16 protein-coding genes are annotated in these 19507 nt (G+C 69.4%); 7 read left to right on the top strand and 9 right to left on the bottom strand.

Translation table 11 applies throughout. From position 1 onward, the window contains the following. Window positions 1–68 precede the first annotated feature (68 nt). The 4 genes from AC5RVS_RS06540 (at window position 69) to AC5RVS_RS06525 (ending at window position 4071) form a co-directional block, all read left to right on the top strand. Window positions 69–1472 carry an isochorismate synthase gene (locus tag AC5RVS_RS06540; RefSeq protein ID WP_494107871.1) on the top strand — a complete coding sequence of 468 codons (1404 nt, stop codon included), beginning with the start codon at window positions 69–71 and terminating at the stop codon, window positions 1470–1472. A gap of 158 nt (window positions 1473–1630) precedes the next feature. Continuing rightward, window positions 1631–2449 carry a basic amino acid ABC transporter substrate-binding protein gene (locus AC5RVS_RS06535; RefSeq protein WP_494107578.1) on the top strand — a complete coding sequence of 273 codons (819 nt, stop codon included), beginning with the start codon at window positions 1631–1633 and terminating at the stop codon, window positions 2447–2449. 77 nt (window positions 2450–2526) lie between these two features. Continuing rightward, window positions 2527–3312 (top strand): amino acid ABC transporter permease, encoded by a 786-nt coding sequence (locus AC5RVS_RS06530; protein ID WP_494107577.1) that lies wholly within the window; start codon window positions 2527–2529, stop codon window positions 3310–3312. 3 nt (window positions 3313–3315) lie between these two features. Then, on the top strand, window positions 3316–4071 hold the full coding sequence (locus AC5RVS_RS06525; RefSeq protein WP_494107576.1) for an amino acid ABC transporter ATP-binding protein: 756 nt from the start codon (window positions 3316–3318) through the stop codon (window positions 4069–4071). A gap of 6 nt (window positions 4072–4077) precedes the next feature. Here AC5RVS_RS06525 and menD read toward each other — a convergent pair whose 3' ends face one another. The 4 genes from menD to AC5RVS_RS06505 all read right to left on the bottom strand — a co-directional run bounded on the left by menD (window position 4078) and on the right by AC5RVS_RS06505 (window position 11881). After that, window positions 4078–5886 (bottom strand): 2-succinyl-5-enolpyruvyl-6-hydroxy-3-cyclohexene-1-carboxylate synthase, encoded by a 1809-nt coding sequence (gene menD, locus AC5RVS_RS06520; protein ID WP_494107575.1) that lies wholly within the window; start codon window positions 5884–5886, stop codon window positions 4078–4080. Window positions 5887–5956: 70 nt separating this feature from the next. Beyond that, a complete protein-coding gene (locus AC5RVS_RS06515; RefSeq protein ID WP_494107574.1) occupies window positions 5957–8029 on the bottom strand; it encodes a PhoX family protein in 2073 nt (690 codons plus the stop codon). 328 nt (window positions 8030–8357) lie between these two features. Beyond that, complete coding sequence (locus tag AC5RVS_RS06510) at window positions 8358–10451, bottom strand: HNH endonuclease signature motif containing protein (protein ID WP_494107573.1); 2094 nt, start codon at window positions 10449–10451, stop codon at window positions 8358–8360. Between the two features lie 398 nt (window positions 10452–10849). After that, the gene (locus AC5RVS_RS06505; RefSeq protein ID WP_494107572.1) at window positions 10850–11881 is read right to left on the bottom strand and encodes an o-succinylbenzoate synthase; all 1032 of its coding nucleotides are present in this window, start codon (window positions 11879–11881) and stop codon (window positions 10850–10852) included. A 67-nt stretch (window positions 11882–11948) separates the two neighbouring features. Here AC5RVS_RS06505 and AC5RVS_RS06500 point away from each other — a divergent pair, with 67 nt between their 5' ends. Together AC5RVS_RS06500 and AC5RVS_RS06495 are read left to right on the top strand one after the other, a co-directional pair. Beyond that, window positions 11949–12860, top strand: coding sequence for a phosphatase PAP2 family protein (locus AC5RVS_RS06500; RefSeq protein ID WP_494107571.1), 912 nt, complete (start codon window positions 11949–11951; stop codon window positions 12858–12860). Window positions 12861–12935: 75 nt separating this feature from the next. Continuing rightward, the gene (locus AC5RVS_RS06495; RefSeq protein ID WP_493989476.1) at window positions 12936–13508 is read left to right on the top strand and encodes a GNAT family N-acetyltransferase; all 573 of its coding nucleotides are present in this window, start codon (window positions 12936–12938) and stop codon (window positions 13506–13508) included. A gap of 39 nt (window positions 13509–13547) precedes the next feature. Here AC5RVS_RS06495 and AC5RVS_RS06490 read toward each other — a convergent pair whose 3' ends face one another. From AC5RVS_RS06490 to pdhA, 5 genes are all read right to left on the bottom strand, one after another. After that, the gene (locus AC5RVS_RS06490) at window positions 13548–14411 is read right to left on the bottom strand and encodes an MBL fold metallo-hydrolase (protein ID WP_494107570.1); all 864 of its coding nucleotides are present in this window, start codon (window positions 14409–14411) and stop codon (window positions 13548–13550) included. 143 nt (window positions 14412–14554) lie between these two features. Further along, window positions 14555–14770, bottom strand: a complete 216-nt coding sequence (locus AC5RVS_RS06485; protein ID WP_494107569.1) for a hypothetical protein — start codon at window positions 14768–14770, stop codon at window positions 14555–14557. Window positions 14771–14937: 167 nt separating this feature from the next. Continuing rightward, on the bottom strand, window positions 14938–16527 hold the full coding sequence (locus tag AC5RVS_RS06480) for a dihydrolipoamide acetyltransferase family protein (RefSeq protein ID WP_494107568.1): 1590 nt from the start codon (window positions 16525–16527) through the stop codon (window positions 14938–14940). A gap of 2 nt (window positions 16528–16529) precedes the next feature. Beyond that, window positions 16530–17576, bottom strand: a complete 1047-nt coding sequence (locus AC5RVS_RS06475) for an alpha-ketoacid dehydrogenase subunit beta (protein WP_493989479.1) — start codon at window positions 17574–17576, stop codon at window positions 16530–16532. Between the two features lie 28 nt (window positions 17577–17604). Then, the gene (pdhA, locus tag AC5RVS_RS06470) at window positions 17605–18765 is read right to left on the bottom strand and encodes a pyruvate dehydrogenase (acetyl-transferring) E1 component subunit alpha (RefSeq protein WP_494107567.1); all 1161 of its coding nucleotides are present in this window, start codon (window positions 18763–18765) and stop codon (window positions 17605–17607) included. 231 nt (window positions 18766–18996) lie between these two features. Between pdhA and AC5RVS_RS06465 the strand changes: the two genes are divergently transcribed. Then, window positions 18997–19458: an Lrp/AsnC family transcriptional regulator gene (locus AC5RVS_RS06465; RefSeq protein WP_493989481.1), complete on the top strand. Its 462-nt coding sequence runs from the start codon at window positions 18997–18999 to the stop codon at window positions 19456–19458. The last annotated feature ends 49 nt before the right edge of the window (window positions 19459–19507 follow it).

Raw genomic sequence — 19507 nt, 5'->3', positions numbered from 1 at the left:
GCGCCCACCCGCGAACCCGGGCGATCGAGGGCGGTGACCTTTGCCCGGGCAGAGTAGGCTTAATGACCATGACCTCCCCCCTGTCCCCCTCGTCCGGCCTGCCCGGAACCGGGCCGGCCGCACCGGCCGGCCGCTCGGTACCGGAGGCTGCGGACCAAGTGCCCGGCGGTACGCTGCGCGGCATCACGGTCGAGTGGCCGGCGGTGCCCGACACCCAAGGGCTGCTGGAGTATCTGGTGCGCGACGACGTGCTCTGCTGGGTGCGGCGCGAGGGCGGGCTCGCCGGCTTCGGCGAGATTGCGCGGTTCACGGCCAGCGGACCGGACCGCTTCCAGCAGGCCGCCGCGTGGTGGCGCGGGATCCAGGCCACCGCCGACATCGACAACCGGGTGGGCGGCCCCGGCACCGGACCGGTCGCCTTCGGCTCCTTCGCCTTCTCCTTCACGTCGACCCACAGCTCCCGCCTGGTGGTGCCGGAGGTGCTGGTGGGCCTGGACGGCGACCGCGCCTGGCTCACCTATCTGACGTACGACGGCGATGCCCACCTCAGCGCCGAGACAGCCGAGGCCGTGCTCGCGGGCTGGCTGGAAGAGATCTCGGTAGAACGCAGCCCCGATCCGGCCGACTCCCTCGTTCCGGGACAGGTTTCCGAGCAGGCGTACATGGATGCCGTCGCCGCCGGGGTTAAGCGCATCCAGGCCGGGAACCTGAGCAAGCTCGTCGTGGCCCGGGACGTGGTGGCCAACCTTGCCTCGCCCATCGCCATCGCCCAGGTGCTGCGCGAACTGGCCGCACGGTACAAGGACTGCTGGACGTATTCCGTGGATGGGCTGATCGGCTCCACGCCGGAGATGCTGATCAAGGTGGAGAACAATGTGGCCCGCGCCCGGGTGCTGGCCGGCACGCTCGACCGCTCCCGCACCCACGGCCACGCCGGCGAATCGGACACCGACTACGCCCAGCGCGTGCTGGCCGGCTCCGAGAAGCAGCTGCACGAGCACCGGATCGCCATCGACTCGCTCACCCGGAAACTCGAGCCCTTCACCACCGCGATGAGCTCGCACAGCGAGCCGTTCGTGCTGGAGCTGCCCAACGTATGGCACCTGGCGTCCGACGTCTCGGCCGAGCTGGCGCACGACGGCGGGCAGCCGCCGTCGTCGTTGGAACTGGCCGAAGCGGTGCACCCCACCGCGGCCGTGTGCGGCACCCCCACCGAAGTGGCCGGAGCCCTGATCCGCGAACTGGAGCAGATGGACCGCGGGCCGTACGCCGGCCCGGTGGGCTGGACCGACGGCGCCGGCAACGGCGAGTGGGGCATCGCGCTGCGCGGCGCCGTGGTGGAGAGTCCGCAGCGGGTCCGGCTTTACGCCGGCTGCGGCATCGTGGACGGCTCCGATCCGGAGGCCGAACTGGCGGAGACCTGGGCCAAGTTCCGGCCGATGATCGAGGCGCTCGGCCTGCGCCGCAGATAACTATTCACCGACAATCGGGGCAGGCGGGAGCAAACCAGCCTCCCGCCGACTACGCTGTTTTCCAATAGGCAATGGCTGTAGCCTGTGGTGCATATCACCTGTGGCGGGCATTCCCGCTACACTTAAGCCGGATTTCCAACGAGACAAAGGTAGTAACTATGCGCAAAAACGCATCCAAGGCGGTCCAGGGGTTCTCCCTCCTGGCCGTGGCGGCACTCGCTTTGACCGCGTGCGGTGGTTCGGACGACGCCGGCGGCAACGGCAGCACCGGCAGTCCCGGCGCGGGATCCGAACTGCCCCTGGTCCAGCCGGGAACGCTGACCGTCTGCTCCGACATCCCCTACCCCCCGTTCGAGTTCGAAGAGGGCGGCGAGTACACGGGCTTCGACATCGACCTGATCACGGAAATCTCTTCGGAGATTGGCCTTGAAGTGGCCATCCAGGACGTCGGTTTCGACGCGCTGCAGTCGGGTGTCACGCTCGCCGCCGGCCAGTGCGACCTCGGCGCCAGCGCGATGACCATCACCGAGGACCGCAAGAAGAACATCGCCTTCTCCGACCCCTACTACGACTCGCTGCAGTCGCTGCTGGTCCCCACGGACTCCGACATCAAGGCCGTGGGCGACCTCTCCGGCAAGAAGGTCGGCGTCCAGCAGGGCACCACCGGCGAGGCCTACACCCGGGAGAACGCCCCGGAGGACGCCGAAATCGTCGCCTTCCCGTCCGATGCCGAAATGTACCAGGCCATCCAGGCCGGCCAGGTCGACGCCTTGCTGCAGGACCTGCCCGTGAACATCGGCCACACCGAGGACGGCAAGTTCACCATCGTCGAGGAGTACAAGACCGACGAGTCCTACGGTTTCGCGGCGAAGAAGGAAGGGTCCGAGGCACTGATCTCGGCCGTCAACGATGCCCTCTCGACGCTGCGCGACAACGGCAAGTACCAGGAAATCTACGACAAGTACTTCACCGAGTAGCAGGCCCTCCGGCCCCCGTTCCCGCGCGTCAGCAGCGGGAACGGGGGCCGCCGACTTACAGCTGGAAGGCATCACCAGTGAAACCTTCGACCCGCCGCCGACTTTTCCGCGGGGTCCTTTACGCCATCTTCATCGCGGCCGTCGCCGCCGTCGCCCTGGTTGCCGATTGGGAGGCCATCCGTGAGAGCTTCCTGAACCCGGAAGTCTTGGGCGAGCAGTTCCCCACCATCATCGTCACGGCGGCCAAGAACACCGTCGTCTACACTCTGATCGCCTTCGTCGGCGGTCTGCTTTTCGGTTTCCTCCTGGCGCTTATGAAGCTCTCCCCCGTGGCGCCCTACCGGTGGGTGGCGACCGCCTACATCGAGCTGTTCCGCGGCCTGCCTGCCCTGTTGGTGATCTTCGGCTTCGCCTTCGCGGTCCCGATCGCCTTCGACTGGCGTCCGCCGGGAGGCAGCACCGGCGCCGGGCTGATCGGTTTGATCGTCGTCTCCGCTGCCTACATTGCCGAGACACTCCGCGCCGGCATCGAGGCCGTTCCGACAGGCCAACGGGAGGCGGCCCGCTCGCTGGGCATGAACCCGAGCTGGACCATGGTCTCCGTGGTGCTGCCGCAGGCGGTGCGCATCGTCACCCCGCCGCTGACCAATGAGCTGGTCATCCTGATCAAGGACACCTCCCTGCTCTTCATCGCCGGCATGGCCCTGGCCAATCGGGAACTCACGACTTTTGCCCGCGACGGCGTCTCCCAGTTCGCCAATGCCACGCCCCTGGTCGCCGCTGCCCTCATGTACCTGATCATCACCTTGCCGCTCACCCAGCTGGTTGCCTGGCTGGAGAAGCGCAACAACAGGAGCCGGTAACCCATGACTGAAGAATCCCTGCGCCGGGACGCGCCGGCCATCGAGGTCAAGGACCTCTGCAAGAACTTCGGCAACAACGAGGTCCTCAAGGGCATTGACTTCCATGTGAACCAGGGCGAAGTGGTCTGCGTGATCGGGCCCTCGGGCTCGGGCAAGTCCACCTTGCTGCGCTGCGTGAATCGGCTTGAGGAGCCGACCAGCGGCACCGTCCTGGTGGAAGGCGTGGACATCACCGATCCGGAAACGGATTTGGATCGGGTCCGCACCCGGATCGGCATGGTGTTCCAGCAGTTCAACCTGTTCCCGCACCTGAATGTTTTGGAAAACCTCACCCTGGCCCAGCGCCGGGCCAAGAAACGCGGCAAAGCCGAAGCCATGGAAGTCGCCCGGAAAAACCTGGAGAAGGTAGGGCTGGCCAACCGCGAGAACGCCTACCCCGCCCAGCTCTCCGGCGGGCAGCAGCAGCGGGTGGCCATTGCGCGCGCGTTGTCCATGAACCCGGACATGATGCTCTTCGACGAGCCCACCTCCGCGCTGGACCCCGAACTGGTGGGCGACGTGCTTGAGGTCATGCGCAAGCTGGCCGACGAAGGCATGACCATGATGGTGGTCACGCACGAGATGGGCTTCGCCCGCGAAGTGGGTGACCGCGTGGTCTTCATGGACGGCGGCGTGGTGGTGGAGCAGGGCAAGCCCGAGGACGTGCTGGCCAACCCGCAGCACGAACGCACCAAGGCGTTCCTCTCGAAGGTCCTCTGAGCAGGCTCACCCCAACAGACGGGAGGTGGCGGTCGCGATGGCGGCCGCCACTTCTGCGTGCACGCCCCGCAGCCGGCTTCGGTTTGTCCGGACCTCCACCACGCTCCGCCCCGCCACCGGCTCGGAGAGGGCGGCGTCCAGCTCGTCCGCGTCCTTGACCAGCCGGTGCCGGACTCCGTAGCCACCGGCCAGCGAGGCAAGGTCCGCGCGGTGCGGGGTGCCGAAGAGGCGTTCGACGGCGGAGCTGAACGCCGCGTGCTCCCCCACCTTTCCGTGTTCCAGGGTCGAGAAGATCCCGCCGCCGGAATCGTTGACCACCACGATCTGCAGGTCTGGCTCGGGCTCCCCGGGTCCGAGCAGCAGCGATCCGGCGTCGTGCAGGAAGGTCAGGTCACCCATGAGTGCCCGGGTTCCGGTCCTTGCTCCCAGCGCGATGCCCGCCGCCGTTGCCACCGTGCCGTCGATGCCGGCCACCCCCCGGTTGGCGTGCACGAAAGCGTCCGGGATGTCGATGGGCGTTCCGGCCAGGTCCACGTCGCGGATCGGGTTGGACGAACCGAGCACCAGCCGGCCGCGGGTATTGAGCCAGACCGATCGTGCGACGCGCAGGCCCGTCAGCTCCGGTTCGGCGTCCAGCCGCTCAATCAGGGCCACATCGGCCGCACCGGCGGCCTGCCGCCAGAGCCGCAACCACGCGTCGGGCCCTCCTCCGGAGAAGATCGACAGATCCCCGGGCTCGGAAATCACCCGCTCGCGGCGGCGTCCGGGCTCGAACCAGGCCACCGGTTCCGGCTGGAACAGCGCGGTCTGGACGTCCTCGCGTGCCAGCAGGGCGGACACCGGCCGCGAGAGCGTCGGCCGGCCAAAGACCACGACCCGTTCGATTTGCGTCCCGAGGTGGCCCAGCAGCAGGCGGTAGGGGCCGATGGCGTTGGGGCCGAACCTCGCGTTGGAGGACGGTTCGGCCAGCAGCGGCAGCCGGTGTGCACGCGCGAAGGCTTCGGCCCTTGCCCCGGCACCGTGGCCGGCCACGACCACCGTGCGGCGTTCCTCGGTCGCGTGGACCGGCGGTTCCGCCAGGCCCGCGGGCCAGCTGATGACCGGCTCAGGTGCCGTCGCCGCGGTTGCCGAGGCACCGCCGTCGTCCGTTGCCTCCACCGCCGCCGGGGCGGGGTCCGTATCCGGGAACAGCGGATCCCGGAACGCGAGATTGATGTGCACGGGACCGACCGCGCCCTGGTGCACCACCGTTTCGGCCGCCGTTGCGGCGGCGCTTGCCGCCGACGGCGTGGCCGACAGCGCGCGCAGGTCGGCCGTCGCGGCCGCCGGGGCCGGCGGGATGCCTTTCGCGTTGAGGAGGCTGGTGCGGATGGCGTCCGTCGGGTCGTCTCCGGCCGGGATGTCGACGGCGGAGCGCACGTGGATGCCGAACAGGCCGGGCTGCACGGTGGTTTGGTTGGCGCCGGTGCCGCGCATTTCGGCCGGGCGGTCGGCGGAGAGCACCACCAGCTCCACGCCGGCGTGATTGGCTTCCATCACCGCCGGCAACAGCTCGCCCACTGCCGTTCCGGAGGTTGTGACTACCGGGACCGGGCGCAGCGAGCCCAGCGAGAGCCCGAGGGCGGTAAACGCCGCGCCCCGCTCGTCGATGCGCACATGCAGCCGCAGGTCACCGTGTGTTTCGGCCTCGGCGAGCGCGTACGCGAGCGGAGCGCTGCGCGAGCCCGGCGCGATGACGACGTCGCGCACTCCGCCCCAGACCAAGGCCTTCACGGCCAGTCGGGCGGTTTCCATCGAGCTCAGCTGCGCAGTCACCCCCTCATGGTAAGCAGACGGCCGCGCCCCGAGGGACGCGGCCGCCAGGCCTTCCGCCAGCGTTGCCCGACTAGCGCTTGATGTGCCCGTTCTTGCCCTTGAACATCTGGATCACGGCCGGTCTGGGCAGCGCGGCGTCGCCCCGCTTGGCGCGGCGCCCGTCCCCGACGTAGTCCGGGAACAGCGAGCGCTGGGCACCCCAGCTGCCGTCCTCGCCCGGGTGCTGGACGGCGACGAACACCAGGCCGTCGTCGTCGTGGATCAGCGGGCCGCAGGTCTCGGCATCGATCGGAACGGCCATGAACTGCTCCACCTTGCCGCGTTCCTGTCCTTCCAGCGTGACGCGGAAGAGTGCGTCGTTGCGCTGGATGGTGCCGGGCTGCCCATCGGTGGAGACCCACAGGTTTCCGGCCGAATCGAAGGCCAGGTTGTCCGGGCAGGAGATCGGCTGCACCTGGTCCGCCGGGTAGCCGCTGAAGTAGACCGAATCGTCCACTGCCGGATCGCCCGCCACCAGGATCAGCTGCCAGGTGAACTCGGTGGAGGTCTGGTCACCGGTCTCGGTCATTTCGACGATGTGGCCGTGGCGGTTGTTGGCCCGGGGGTTCGGCTCGTTCACCTGCGCGCGGGTCCGGGCGGTGTTGTTGGTGCAGGCCATGTAGATCTTGCCGGTCGCCGGGTTGATCTCCACGTCCTCCGGGCGGTCCATCTTGGTGGCACCCATGGCGTCGGCGGCGAGCCGGGTGTACACCAGCACCTGGTCGATCCGCATGCCCGGCACCAGCGACTCGCCGTCGCGGGTCAGCTGGATCCAGTGGCCGGTGCCGTCGAACGCGCCGTCGGAGGGCAGCACGCCGGAGCCGTCGATCTGGTTTTGCGGGGAATTGCCCTTGAAGCTGGCCACATAGAGGTCACCCTCGGTCAGCAGGGTCATGTTGTGCTTCTTGTCGCCCTCGCGGTAGGTGCCCTTGGAGACGAACTTGTACAGGTAGTCGAAGCGCTCGTCGTCGCCGGAGTAGGACACCGCGTGGCCGGAGGCGGCGATGGTCACGTTGGCGCCCTCGTGCTTGAACCGTCCCAGGGCGGTGTGCTTGCGCGGGGTGGAGGCGGGATCGAACGGGTCCACCTCCACGATCCAGCCGAACCGGTTGTCTTCGTTCTTGCCCTCGGGCCGGTCGGTGTCGAAGCGCGGTTCCGGTATGTGCCAGCCGCGCGACGGGTTGGCGCTGGTCAGGCCGTAGCGGCGCTGCTCGGCGGTCGGCGCCGACACCTTGAAGTACTGGTTGAAGTTCTCTTCGCCCGAGAGCACGGTCCCCCACGGGGTGGTGCCGCCGGCGCAGTTGTTCTGCGTGCCCAGCACGATGCGGCCGGTGGGATCGGCCTGCGTCTTCAGCAGGTCGGAGCCGGCGGCCGGCCCGGTGAGTTCGTATTCTGTGTCCATCAGGAACCGGCGGTTCAGCCTGGCGCCCCGGACGTAGGTCCACGGCTGGCCCTTGCCCTTGCGCTCCAGCTCCACCACGGACAGGCCGTGCGCGGCCATGGCTACCTCGCGCTGGCGCTCGACGGGCATGTCCGGCGGGAACATGATGCCCTCGTTGGTGTACTCGTGGTTGGCGAACAGGACGGCACGCTTGCCATTGCTGCCCGGGATCTCGATGATGTCCAGGTAGTCGTTGTTGTAGCCGAACTGGCCCGACTGGGACTTCTTGGTCTGGTTCTCCGGATCGAACTCCGGGGTGTCGTGGAACAGGGGATCGCCCCAGCGGATCACCGGATCCCAGTTGTAGCCCTTGGGCACCACGACGTCGTCCACGTTGTTCGGCACGGCCTGGATGCCGTCGAACTTGAGCTTGCTTGGGTTGCCCGGCCCGCGCCCGGTCTTGGCGGCCGGGGCCAGCCCAACCTGTGCCTCCGCGGCCGCCCCGCCGCCGAACATCAGCGCCAGCGCGCCGGCGCCGCCCAACCCCATCATCCGGCGGCGGGAGTATTCGGCGGAGACGATGTCCCGGAAGTAGTTATTGTCCGAGGTGTTGCAGACGCCCTTGGCACAGGCGTTGTCGCACTTGAGGGCGCAGGTCACGGCGCTGCGTTTTCCGGACACATGGCCCAGCATCGGCAGGTAGCGCTTCTTGGTTTCGGTCACGTTTTCACCTTCTGCATTGAACTGTCGGATCGTCCTCCAGTGTGCTGCTCGAATTCGACCGACAGGCCGAGCAGTGGTGAATTTTCGGCCAACGGCAGGCAAAACACCTTGCCGGGCGGTTCCGTGGCGGGGAGGCTTCAGGTTTTCATGGCGAGGCTTCGAGTTTTCCAGGGCTCCATCCGGTGGAATCGGCCCGTGCCCGGCAAGGACCCCGGACTCCTGGTGCATCCCAGCAGCGTGGTCGTGACCAGCATTCCCGGACCAGCGACACCGTTGCCGGCTGCCGAAGGGCCACCGGAGAAGCGTTCAGGTGCAACGCAGCGCCGGTTCAGAATGGGGGCGGCGCATTCAGATCGGTGTCCCCGTCGTCGGGCAGTTCGATGCCGCCCAACGTACGGTGGGGCTTCCGATCCCCCGACCCGCCGGTGATGGCTCCGCCGCCGGCGGCCTCTCCGGCCGCATCTGCGGCGCCGTCGGAGCTGTATACGCTTCCGCTGCCGCCGTTGGTGTTGTTTCCGCTTTCGCTGCCGCCGTTGGTGTTGTTTCCGCTTTCGCTGCCGCCGTTGGCGGCGGCTTCCGTTTCCTTCGGTCGGGGCAGGATGGTGTCCCAGCCCTCGTCCGGACGGGTGGTCTTGCGGTGGCCGGTGCGCGTGGTCCACCTGATCTCGCCGCCTGGCCCGGCAGCGGCCCGGACATGCCCGCCGGTCTTCGCCGCATGATGCGCGCTGCACAGGCACTGCAGGTTCTCCAGCACGGTCGGACCGCCGTCGTCCCACGCGAGGACATGGTCGATCTCGCAATACCTGGCCGCGCGGCGGCACCCGGGGAAGCGGCAGTGCCGGTCCCGGACACGGACCAGGCGTTTGAGCCATTCGGGCGGAATCCGCAGTTTCCGGGCGGCCGCGATCGCCTGACCATGGTCGTCGGTGAGCACCAGCAACCAGGATTTCGCCAACTGGGCCAGCCGCCGTCCCATCTCCGGGGGAATGCGTCCGTGCCCGCCCAGGTCCCCGGGCTCCTCGCTGAGTCCCAGCAGCGTAGTCAAGGGCATCGTGACCAGCATCCCCGGCCCCGCGCCGCCGCAGACAGGTGCGGCCCGGCCACTGCCGCCGCAGGCGGGTGCGGACCGACCATCGTCGCCGCCGGCCGGTGCCGGCCTTGGAACCGCAACAGTGCCGTCCCCGGACATGCCTCCAGCGAAGCTTTCGCTGTCGCTGCGGGCAAATGCGTGTGCCGGTGCCGGCGCTGCCGGTACCGTTTCGTCCGCTGCCGCGGTGTTCGCGGCGTCAGCCAGGCCAGTGCCGTCGGCCAGCAGCAGGTCGGTGAACACGTCGGCGCGCAGCTGCGGCAGGGTCCTGGCCTCGCCGGGGCCTTGGAGGGAGCGGGCCGTGGCCTGGATCCGGTCGAAGACCAGGTGCGCTTTATCCGCGCTGGTCCGGATCCACAGTTCGGCCATCCCGTCGTCCTGGTCCGTCAGTTGCACGTCCCGGGACTCGTTCGCCCGCCGGTGCCGCTCCGCCAAGGACTCCGGGTGCAGGCGGTCCCGCATCCGCCGGGCCCGCGATCTCACCGAGTCCAGCGTGACGTCCCCGGCGCCCGGCAGCACAGCGGCTTCGAAGTCCTGCAGGCATTCCGCCGGGAGGGCGGCGGAGCCGCGGGCCAGCGCTTTCGCGCGCGGCAAGTCCAGGTCACCGCGGCCCATCGCCGCGAGAGTGCCAGGCAGGTGCGAGCAGATGTGCCGGGCATCGGCCAGCATGGCCCGCGCCGCGGCGTCCCCCGTGCATAGATGCGCCGAGATCTCCTGCGGCGCGAAGCGGGAAAAGCCTTCCGGGTCGCAGTCGGCGCCAACGCCGGGACGAAGCCGGGCGAAGCGGCCCAACGCCTTGACCTGGCAGGACTGCACCCACGCCTCCACCCGCGCCGCGGCCAAAAGATAGTCCATGGTCTGTACGTCATCCAGATCCGCCGGCTCCACCACCGCCAACAGGCCAGCCAGCACGGCAGGCACGCCCACGCCACCCTCGGGGACCACCGGCTCGCCCACGGTGCCCTCCGGCACCAGCGGAAGGCCTACACCGTCCTCCCCGGTCCCGGCCGATGGCAGCCCGGCGCCCAATCCCTGAGCTGATCCGGCGTCCTCGGGCATGGGAGGCTCGCCGCCGGCGGCTTCGGTCGGGGAAGAAATCCCTGCAGAGCTGGCGCCGCCACCGGCGCCAGCGGCACCGGCACCAAGGTCAGCGGCCGCCGGAAAGAGTCCACCGCCATCAGGCCCGATGCCATAACGTCGCAGCAGCGCCTCTGCCACCACCTGCTGCAGCAGCGCTTCCAGCAGGGAACTGTCCGGACGCGAGGGCACACCAAGGTACATCACCAGTCCCTGTCCCGGAACCGGCAACCGAAGCTCGCCGCCCTCGCCGTCCATATCCTCACGCTACCGGCCGCCTCGGACAGTTTGAGGGGCTCGTCCTGACGCCAACAGTGCACGGAATGGGCACGTCCAGACTGCGCTCACCGGACGATTAAGCCACGCATTCGACCTGGAGCGGCCTGGCGTGTGGAAACGGGCCGCGGCCCCTGAGATTGATCTGGGGCTGCGCCGCGCAGGGCCCCGCGGCACACGTCCGCACACGTCCGCACACGTCCGCACGCGTCGGCACACGTCGGCACACGTCCGCACACGTCGGCAAACGTCCCGAGCATAGGCACGTCACCGCTCCAGCGACCCCTTAGGCGTGTGCCCACGGCACTGGCGCTCCCCCGCCCCTACTTCACGGCCCCAGCAGCCGGTGCGTCCGCGCCAGCCGTTCCCCCGTCCCTACGTCACCGCGCCAGCAGCCGGTGCGTCCGCGCCAGCCGTTCCAGCCACCACTGCCGCCGGTCCTCGGGCGCAGCAAGACGATCCAGCAGGTCCGCGTCGGGCACCACGTCGCGCACCGGGAGGCGGCCGGCGACCGGCACCAGAGGTTCCGCCGCCACGTCGGCGTCCATCAGGGACACCGTCGCCAACCCGCAGGCATACGGAAGTTCCGGTAGCGCCGCCGCCAAGGCCACGCCGGCACGGATTCCCACGGAGGAGTCCAGGGCGGAACTGACGACGGCGGGGAGCCCGGCTTGGGCGACGATCTCAAGCGCCCGCCGCACGCCCCCGAGGGGCTGCACCTTGACCACGATCAGGTCGGCGGCGTCTTCGCGGGCCACGCGCAAGGGGTCGGCGGCCTTGCGCACGCTTTCGTCCGCCGCGATTGGGGTGGAGATGCCGCGCCGACGCAGTTCGGTCCGCACGGCCCGCAGCCCGGCGATGTCGGCGACCGGCTGCTCGGCGTACTCCAACGAGTACCCGGCCAGCCGGGTCAACGCCTCCACAGCCGGGGGAACATCCCAGCCGCCGTTGGCATCCACCCTCAGGGCAGCGTGCGGGGCTGCGGCACGCACGGCCGCAACGCGGGCCACGTCCTGGTCGATGCCTTGACCGGTCTCGGCAACCTTGATCTTCACCGTCTGCGCACCGTCGTAACGGGCCAGCACGCCGGGTACCTCCGCCGGCGCCACCGCGGGCACCGTGGCGTTGACGGGGACGCTGTCCCGGACCGAGTCCGGGAAACCCCGCCAGCCCGCCTCCACCGCGGCCGCCAGCCACGCGGCGGCTTCGGCGTCGTCGTACTCGAGAAAGGGCGAGAACTCCGCCCAGCCCGCCGGGCCCTCAAACAGCAGCACCTCACGGTGCATCACCCCGCGGAAGCGGACCTTCATCGGCAGCGACACCACGCGCGCGGTGGCCAGCAGGTCGGCGAGGTCGGGGAGCTCCGGCCGGTCGGAAAGCCCGGGAACATCGGGAATCTGGTGCGGTGTCATCAACTCCAACTGTACGGCCGGCCACCCTTCCCGGAAGCTGTCAGCATTGTGTGCGACCCTAGAACCGATGACTCCGCAGCGTTCCCGTGTCCGTTCCCGGCCCGCGTCCAGCCGTCCGGCCGCGCACGCTCCCGGCCTGTTCTGGCTGGGAGCACTGCTGTGCGCGGGAGCCTTTGTGCTGAACTACTACGCTTTCGTCCGCACGACCACCGGGCAGTTCGCCGACGAATCGGCCTGGGCGGAAGCGGACTCCGGCTGGCGGCTGGGCCGCGGCGTTTTCCTGGACTTCCTGGACCTGCTGCCGGATATCTCCGTCGCCGTGGCGGCCGTCGTGTTGCTGGTGGCAGCCTTGGTACGACGACGGTGGGGGCCGGCCGTGGTCGGCGTGGCGGTGGTCGCGGCGTCGGCGGCGACCACGTGGATCCTGAAGAACCTCATTCTCGACCGGCCCGACCGCGGCGTGCCCACGCTGGAACACAATTCGCTGCCGTCGGGGCACACCACCATCGCGACGGCTGCCGCCCTGGCCATCTTCCTGGTTGTCTCGCCCCGGTGGCGGCCGTTCGCTGCGGCCGCGGGCGGTTTGTATGCCGTGTTGGCGGGTGCCGCTACCCTGATCAACGGCTGGCACCGCCCGGCGGACGTCGTGGCCGCTTTTTTGGTGGCCGGCTTTTGGGTGCTGGCCGCCGGCCCGATCGTGCTGCGGCGCGGCAGCGACTGGAACATTTGGTCCGGCTACGGCAGCTTCTGGGCGGCGTCCGCCTGGTGGCCCCGGCTGTGCTGGCTGCTGGCCGTGCTGGGTATCGCCGCCGCCGCGGGACTCTACCTGCTCGCGCAACAGGCCGGCGCGGCACCTGTCCCCGGCACCGGCAGGCTCCCGTTGTTCTTCTGGGCCGGCATGGGCCTGATCACCGGCACCGGCATGCTGCTCAGCGCCCTGCTGACCTGGCTGTTCGGCCTCCAGTCGCGCCGCCATTGAGTCGCCGGCGGGAACGGTAGACGCGGCGCGGCCCGGAGCATTGCCAGCGTCGGATGGTGGTGGCAGGGTGATCCCATGGCCATCGAGGTGCGTCCGGCAACGGTGTTCGGCGATGTGAAGACCGTGCTGGGGCCCAAGCGCGCCGATGCGAACGTCTGTTGGTGCCTCAGCTATCGCCTTCCGTCGAAAGACAACGCCTCGTTGCGGGGGCAGGATCGAGGGGCCCTCGTCGAGCGCTTGTGCGGACAGGACCCGCCGCCCGGGGTGCTCGCCTACGACGGCGACGAGGTGGTCGGCTGGGCCGCCGTGCATCCCCGCGCCGACACGGCGTTTGCGCGCAACCGAAAGATTCCGCACGTGGACGACGTCGACGTATGGTCGGCGTGGTGCATCCGGGTGCGGCCGGGGCATCGTGGCAAGGGGATCTCGCACCACCTGCTCGCGGGCGCCGTCGACCTCGCACGCGGGCATGGTGCCCCCGCCGTCGAGGGCTACCCGGTCGACAACGAGGGCCAGAAGGTCGACTTGACCATGGCCTACGTCGGCACCCGAAAGCTCTTCGAACAGGCCGGCTTCACGAAGGCGGCAGACACCGACTCGGTGCTGAACGGGTTCCCCCGCGTGCTCATGCGGCTTGACCTGGACTGACGCCCCATAACTCTCCGACGCCGCACACCCCGCCGCCGCTTACCGGGTGGCGGTGAGGCGCTGCAGCAGGGCGCGGGACTGCGCGGGGCCGTAGGGCAGGATGGGGATGGCCTTGGTGGAGTCTGCGGGAGTGTCGCGGTTGGCCTGTTCGCCCATCCGGACGGCCAGGGTCATGGTCTCGCACATGTTCTTCACGAAGGCGTCGCTGACGGTCTGGCCGTGGCCGGGCACCAGCACATCGTACTCGTGCCGCAACCCGGAAATCCGGCGCAGCGTTTCCACCCAGTCGCGCGGGTAGGAATCTTCGAAGGCGGGCGGGGCGCCTTGCTCCACCAAATCGCCGGCAAAAAGCGTGGTGGGCGAACCGACCAGCAGGTCGCCGTCGGTGTGGCCGCGGCCCAGATGGAAGAGTTTGACGCTGACTTCGCCAAGATCGACGGTGGTCTCCGCATCCACCAGCTTGTTAGGCATCTTGATCCCGATATGCTCCCCGTCGGCGGCCGCCATTTCCGGTTCCGTCGCCCCGACTGCCTCACGCTGGAGCACGCCGTATTCGGCCATGTCGTGCGCGCAATTGCGGTGCGCGTAAAAGTCCTGCACGCCCTGGGCCGCGAAGTAGGCGTTGCCAAAGACGTGGTCGTAGTGGAAATGCGTGTTGACGACGACGAGCGGCAGCTTGGTCAACGCGCGTACGGCCGCGTAAATCCGCCGCGCCTGTCGCGGCCCGGCACCGGTATCCACCACCAGGGCCTTCTTCCTGCCGACGACGAGCCCGGAGTTCAGCAGGTACTCCCGCGTCCTGATCACGTAGTTGCCGGGTGCCACCTGCTCGCATTCCGCCGGCTCGCCTGACTTGTCCGCCGGCTCGTTGGCCTTGTCCACTGATCGGGCGGCATCACTCATCCGGCCGTCACCCTCCATCGCGTCGAACCCCGGCCGCGCGGACGGCGCAGCCTGATCCTGCTACGGTACCGTGCCCGCCCGTCGACACACCCGGCCACCAGACCGCGGCCACCGGCGGCGGTCTACTGTCGAGCGTCCCGCGCTCAGGCTTCGTGGACGGAGCGAAGCACCTCGCGCACCTCGCCGAACGGCACGGAGTCGTCGACGTACGCCTGCACATGCTTGGAGCCCATGCCACGGACCAACACGCCGTGTTCCCCTTCGGCAGCCGACTCGAGGAAGGCCGGCCGCAGCGCCTCGGCATGGTGTGCAGACAAGCGGGAGAGGTACTTTTTGTACGTCTCTGGCAGAGTGACCATGCCCTAAGGGTAGCGCCGCCGGGACGGGCCAGCTAGGAGAAAATTTCGGGCCGTCCGCAGGCCGGACCCGACTCCCGGCGGCCGGTTCGGGCGCCGCCGTGCGCCTCGGCCAAAGGCCAACCCCGGACTCCCGCCGGCCGGTTCGGGCGCCGGCCGGCGGGGAGACGCTACAGGTCGGCGAGGACGCTGGCGGGGTTTTCGATGGCGTCCGCGACGTAGCGCAGGAACCCGCCGGCGGTGCCGCCGTCGCAGACGCGGTGGTCGAAGGCCAGCACCAGTTCGGTGACCTTCCGGACGGCCAGCTGCCCGTCCACCACCCACGGCTTGTCGATGATCCGGCCGACGCCGAGGATCGCCACCTCGGGGTAGTTGATGATCGCGGCGCTGCCGTCCACACCGAACACGCCGTAGTTGTTCAGCGTGAAGGTTCCGCTGGTCAGCTCGGCCGGCGTGGCCTTGCCGTCGCGGGCGACGGCGGTGAGCCGCCTGATCTCGGTGTCCAGCTGGCGGGCGCTGAGCCGGTCGGCGTTGCGCACACTCGGCACCATCAGCCCGCGGTCGGTCTGGGCGGCGAAGCCCAGGTTGACGCCGTCGAAGCCGACGATCTCTTCGCCTTCCACCCGGGTGTTCAACTCCGGATATTTGGCCAGCCCGGCCAGCACGAACCGGGCGATGAAGGCCAGCAGCCCGGGCGTGTTCTCCGGATCGCGGCGCTTGAGGTCGGCGCGCATCTGCAGCAGGGCGGTGGCGTCCACATCCACCCACACGGTGGCCTCGGGGATCTCGCTGCGGCTGCGGGACATCGCCTGGGCCACGGTCTTCCGCACGCCCTTCATCGGTGTGCGGGTGGCGATGCCCAGGCCGGTACGGGCGTCGGTGCCGGCGGCAGCCGCCGCGCGAACCTCAGCGCGGTCGCCTGCCACCCCGCTGGCGGGGGCCGCGGCATTGGCCGCCTCGTTCGCGGGGGCCGGGGCGCCGGCCAGCGCGGCCTCCACGTCCTTGCGCAACACCATGCCGTCTGCGCCGGTGCCGGTGATGTCGGTCAAGCGGAGGCCGGCGTCGCGGGCCAGCTTGCGGACCAGGGGCGAGATGACCAGCGGGGCCCGGCCACTGCCGCCGGGCGCGGATTCCTCCCGCGTTTCCGCCGTCGCCGGGGCGGCCACGGGCGCAGCCGCCGCAGGTGCGGCCGCCGGGACGGCCGCAACCGCCGGCGGGGGCGGGAAGGTGGCCGCGGCAACGCGGCCGGTCTTCGGCTTGCGGGTGCGCTTGGACCCCGCCGACCCGCCGGGTGTGCCGTAGCCGATCAGCACGTTGCCCGACCCGGACTCCGAGGGCTCCTGGATTCCGGCCCGCTCCTCGTTCCGGTAGGCCTCGCCGGCGGGATGGGCGGCGCCTGCCCTCGCGCGGTCCGGGTCCGGAGCATCTCCCGCCGCGACCGCGGCGGCAGCCTCCCCCGCCCGGGGTGCCTGCGGCGCGGGCCCAGCGGCAGCCGGGCCGCCGTCGTCGTGCACGTAGCCCGGCGCGTCCACGGAGATGAGGGGCTTGCCCACGTCCAGGGTGTCGCCGGCGGCCCCGTGCAGCACCGCGACGGTCCCCGCGAACGGGCTGGGCACTTCCACCATGGACTTGGCGGTCTCCACTTCGGCCACCGGCTGGTCCACGCGGATCTCGTCGCCCACCTTGACCAGCCAGTTGACCAGTTCGGCCTCGGTCAGGCCTTCGCCGAGGTCGGGCAGTTTGAATACCTGTCGCGACATGGCTACGCGTCCTCCCACTGAAGTTCATCCACCGCGTCCAGGATGCGGTCCACGCTGGGCAGGTAGTGCCGCTCCAGCTTTGGCGCGGGATACGGAATATCGAAACCGGTCACGCGCCGCACCGGCGCGGCCAGCGAGTGGAAGCAGCGCTCCTGCACCCGCGCCACGATCTCGGAGGCGACGGACGCGAAGCCGGGGGCTTCCGCGACGACCACGGCGCGGCCGGTTTTGCGCACCGACGCCATCACGGTTTCATCGTCGAACGGCACGATCGACCGGATGTCGATCACCTCCAGCGAGCGCCCCTCCTCGGCGGCGGCCGCGGCGGCCTGCATGACGGTGGGGACGGACGGACCGTACGTGATCAGCGTGGCGTCGGTTCCCTCGCGGGCGACGACGGCGCGGCCGATGCCGGACCCGGCGGTGCCAGCCTGCCCGGCCCCGGATCCCTGCACGATCTCGGGGGCGGCCCACTGCGACTGCAGCGCTTCGAGGTCCAGCTGCTCCTTCGAGAAGTAGAGCTTCTTCGGCTCCAGGAACACCACCGGATCCGGGAAGCGGATGGCCTCGCGGAGCATGGTGTAGGCGTCCTCCACGGTGGCCGGCGCCACCACGGTCAGGCCCGGCGTGTGCGCGTAGTAGGACTCCGAAGAGTCGCAGTGGTGCTCCACTCCCCCGATGCCGCCGGCGTACGGAATCCGGATGACCATCGGCAGCTTGACCCTGCCGCGGGTCCGGTTGGGCATCTTGGCCACGTGCGAGACCACCTGCTCGAACGCCGGGTAGGCGAAGGCATCGAACTGCATCTCCACCACCGGGCGGAGGCCGTTCATCGCCATGCCGATCGCCATGCCCATGATGCCGGATTCGGCCAGCGGGGTGTCGAAGCAGCGTTCCTCGCCGAACCGCTTGGTGAGGCCGTCGGTGATGCGGAAAACGCCGCCCAGCGGGCCCACGTCTTCACCGAAGACGACGACGGAACGGTCGGCTTCCATCTCGTCGGCCAGGGCCGTGTTCAGCGCCTTGGCGAACGTCATTGTTGTGCTCATGGTGTGTCCTTTTAGTCGGCGGCGGCGCTCAGGCCGACTCGCGCGAGAGCTCGTCGCGGAGCATGGCGGCCTGCTCGCGCAGCTGGCTGGTCTTTTCGGTGTAGACGAAGCGGAACAGGTCCTCCGGGTCCACCTCGGTCTCGGCGTTGAGGCCGTCGCGCATCTGCGCGGCCACGGTTTCGGCCCGCCCGGCGATCTCCTCTTCCAGCGCCTCGTCCAGGACGTTCAGCTCCTTGAGGTAGGTCCGCAGGCGCACCAGCGGGTCCTTCGGCGCCCACTCGGCCACTTCATCCTCGGTGCGGTAGCGGGTGGCGTCGTCGGCGTTGGTGTGCGACTGCATCCGGTAGGTGTGCGCCTCCACCAGGGCGGGGCCGCCGCCTTCGCGGGCGCGGGTCACGGCCTTGCCGAGCACGGCCAGCAACGCGGCAGTGTCGTTGCCGTCCACCCGCTCGCCCGGCATGCCGTAGCCGATGGCCTTGTGCGCCAGCGACGGCGCCACCGTTTGCTTGTTCAGCGGGACGGAGATGGCGTACTGGTTGTTCTGCACGAAGAACACGACCGGGAGGTGGAACACGGCGGCGAAGTTCAGTGCCTCGTGGAAGTCACCCTCGCTGGTGGCCCCGTCTCCGCAGAGCGCGACGACGACGGTGTCCTCGCCCTTGAGTTTGGCGGCGTGGGCAACGCCGACGGCGTGCAGCAGCTGGGTGGCCAGCGGTGTGGCCTGGATCGACACCTTGTGCTCGTAGGGGTCGTAGCCGCCGTGCCAGTCGCCCTGCAGCAGGGTCAGGGTCTGCACGGGGTCGACGCCCTTGGCGATCACGGCGACCGTGTCGCGGTACGTCGGGAACAGCCAATCGTCCCGGCCCAGGCACAGGGCGGCCGCCACCTGGCAGGCTTCCTGGCCGTGCGATGACGGGTAGACGGCCAGCCTGCCCTGGCGGACCAGGGCGTTGGCCTGGTCGTTGACGCGGCGGCCGACCACCAGTTCGCGGTAGGCGCCCAGCAGGGCTTCGCCGTCGGGCAGCGGGTACTTGTCGTTGTGCACGTGCCGGCCGTCGGGATCCACCAACTGCACGGGCTGCCCGGAGGGCAGCATGTAGGCCTCGGCGGTGACCGGATCATCCATGCCGGTGCGGCCGGACGGGTCGGACATCGATCCCTCGATCGGGTTACCGGTTGAGATGGTCATGGTGTCTCCCTCGAATCCTTGGTCGGCGGTCGGCGGTCGGCGGCGGCGCCGTTGCCCGCCGCCCTGCACAGCGCGGGCGGCTCTGCGTGAAGAAACTGTGTAGCTTTAGTATGGATTCGGCTACTTTTCGTATCCACTTATGCAGGAAAACGTGGAATATCTGCTTGCCTGGTCGTAGTCTTGGAGACGAATTGTTAATGTGAGCTGGATAACCCCGCGAGGTGTAGACAGATGGCCAACGGTGCCGCCGTGAAAGTCCCGCAGCTGGATGAGATCGACCGCCGGATCCTGGCGGAACTGACGCGGGACGGCAGGTTGTCCGTGACTGCCGTCGCCGAAAACGTCCACATCTCCCGGGCACACGCCTACTCGCGCATTGCGCGGCTGACCGAGGCAGGGGTGCTGACCAAGTTCACGGCTTTGGTGGACCCGATTAAGGCGGGGTTGAAGGCCTCCGCCTACGTGACGCTAAAGCTGCGCCAGCACTCCTGGCGCGAGCTGCGCGAAGCCCTGCGCGCCATTCCCGAGGTGCACCACATCGCCCTGGTCGGCGGGAACTTCGATGTCATCCTGCTGGTCCGTGCCGTGGACAACGTGGACCTTCGCCGGGTCATCTTCGACCAGATCCAGTCCATGCCCGGCATCCTAGATACCCAGACCTTCCTGGTGTTCGAGGACCTGGACACCCGCTAAACCGGCCAGTGGGCCACGGCAGCCGCGCCCCGCGGCACTGGAGGAGCAG

Source organism: Arthrobacter sp. Y3221048 (genome assembly GCF_059092685.1).
The sequence above is the reverse complement of the archived record's forward strand: the minus strand, read 5'-3'. Positions and strand labels throughout refer to the sequence as shown.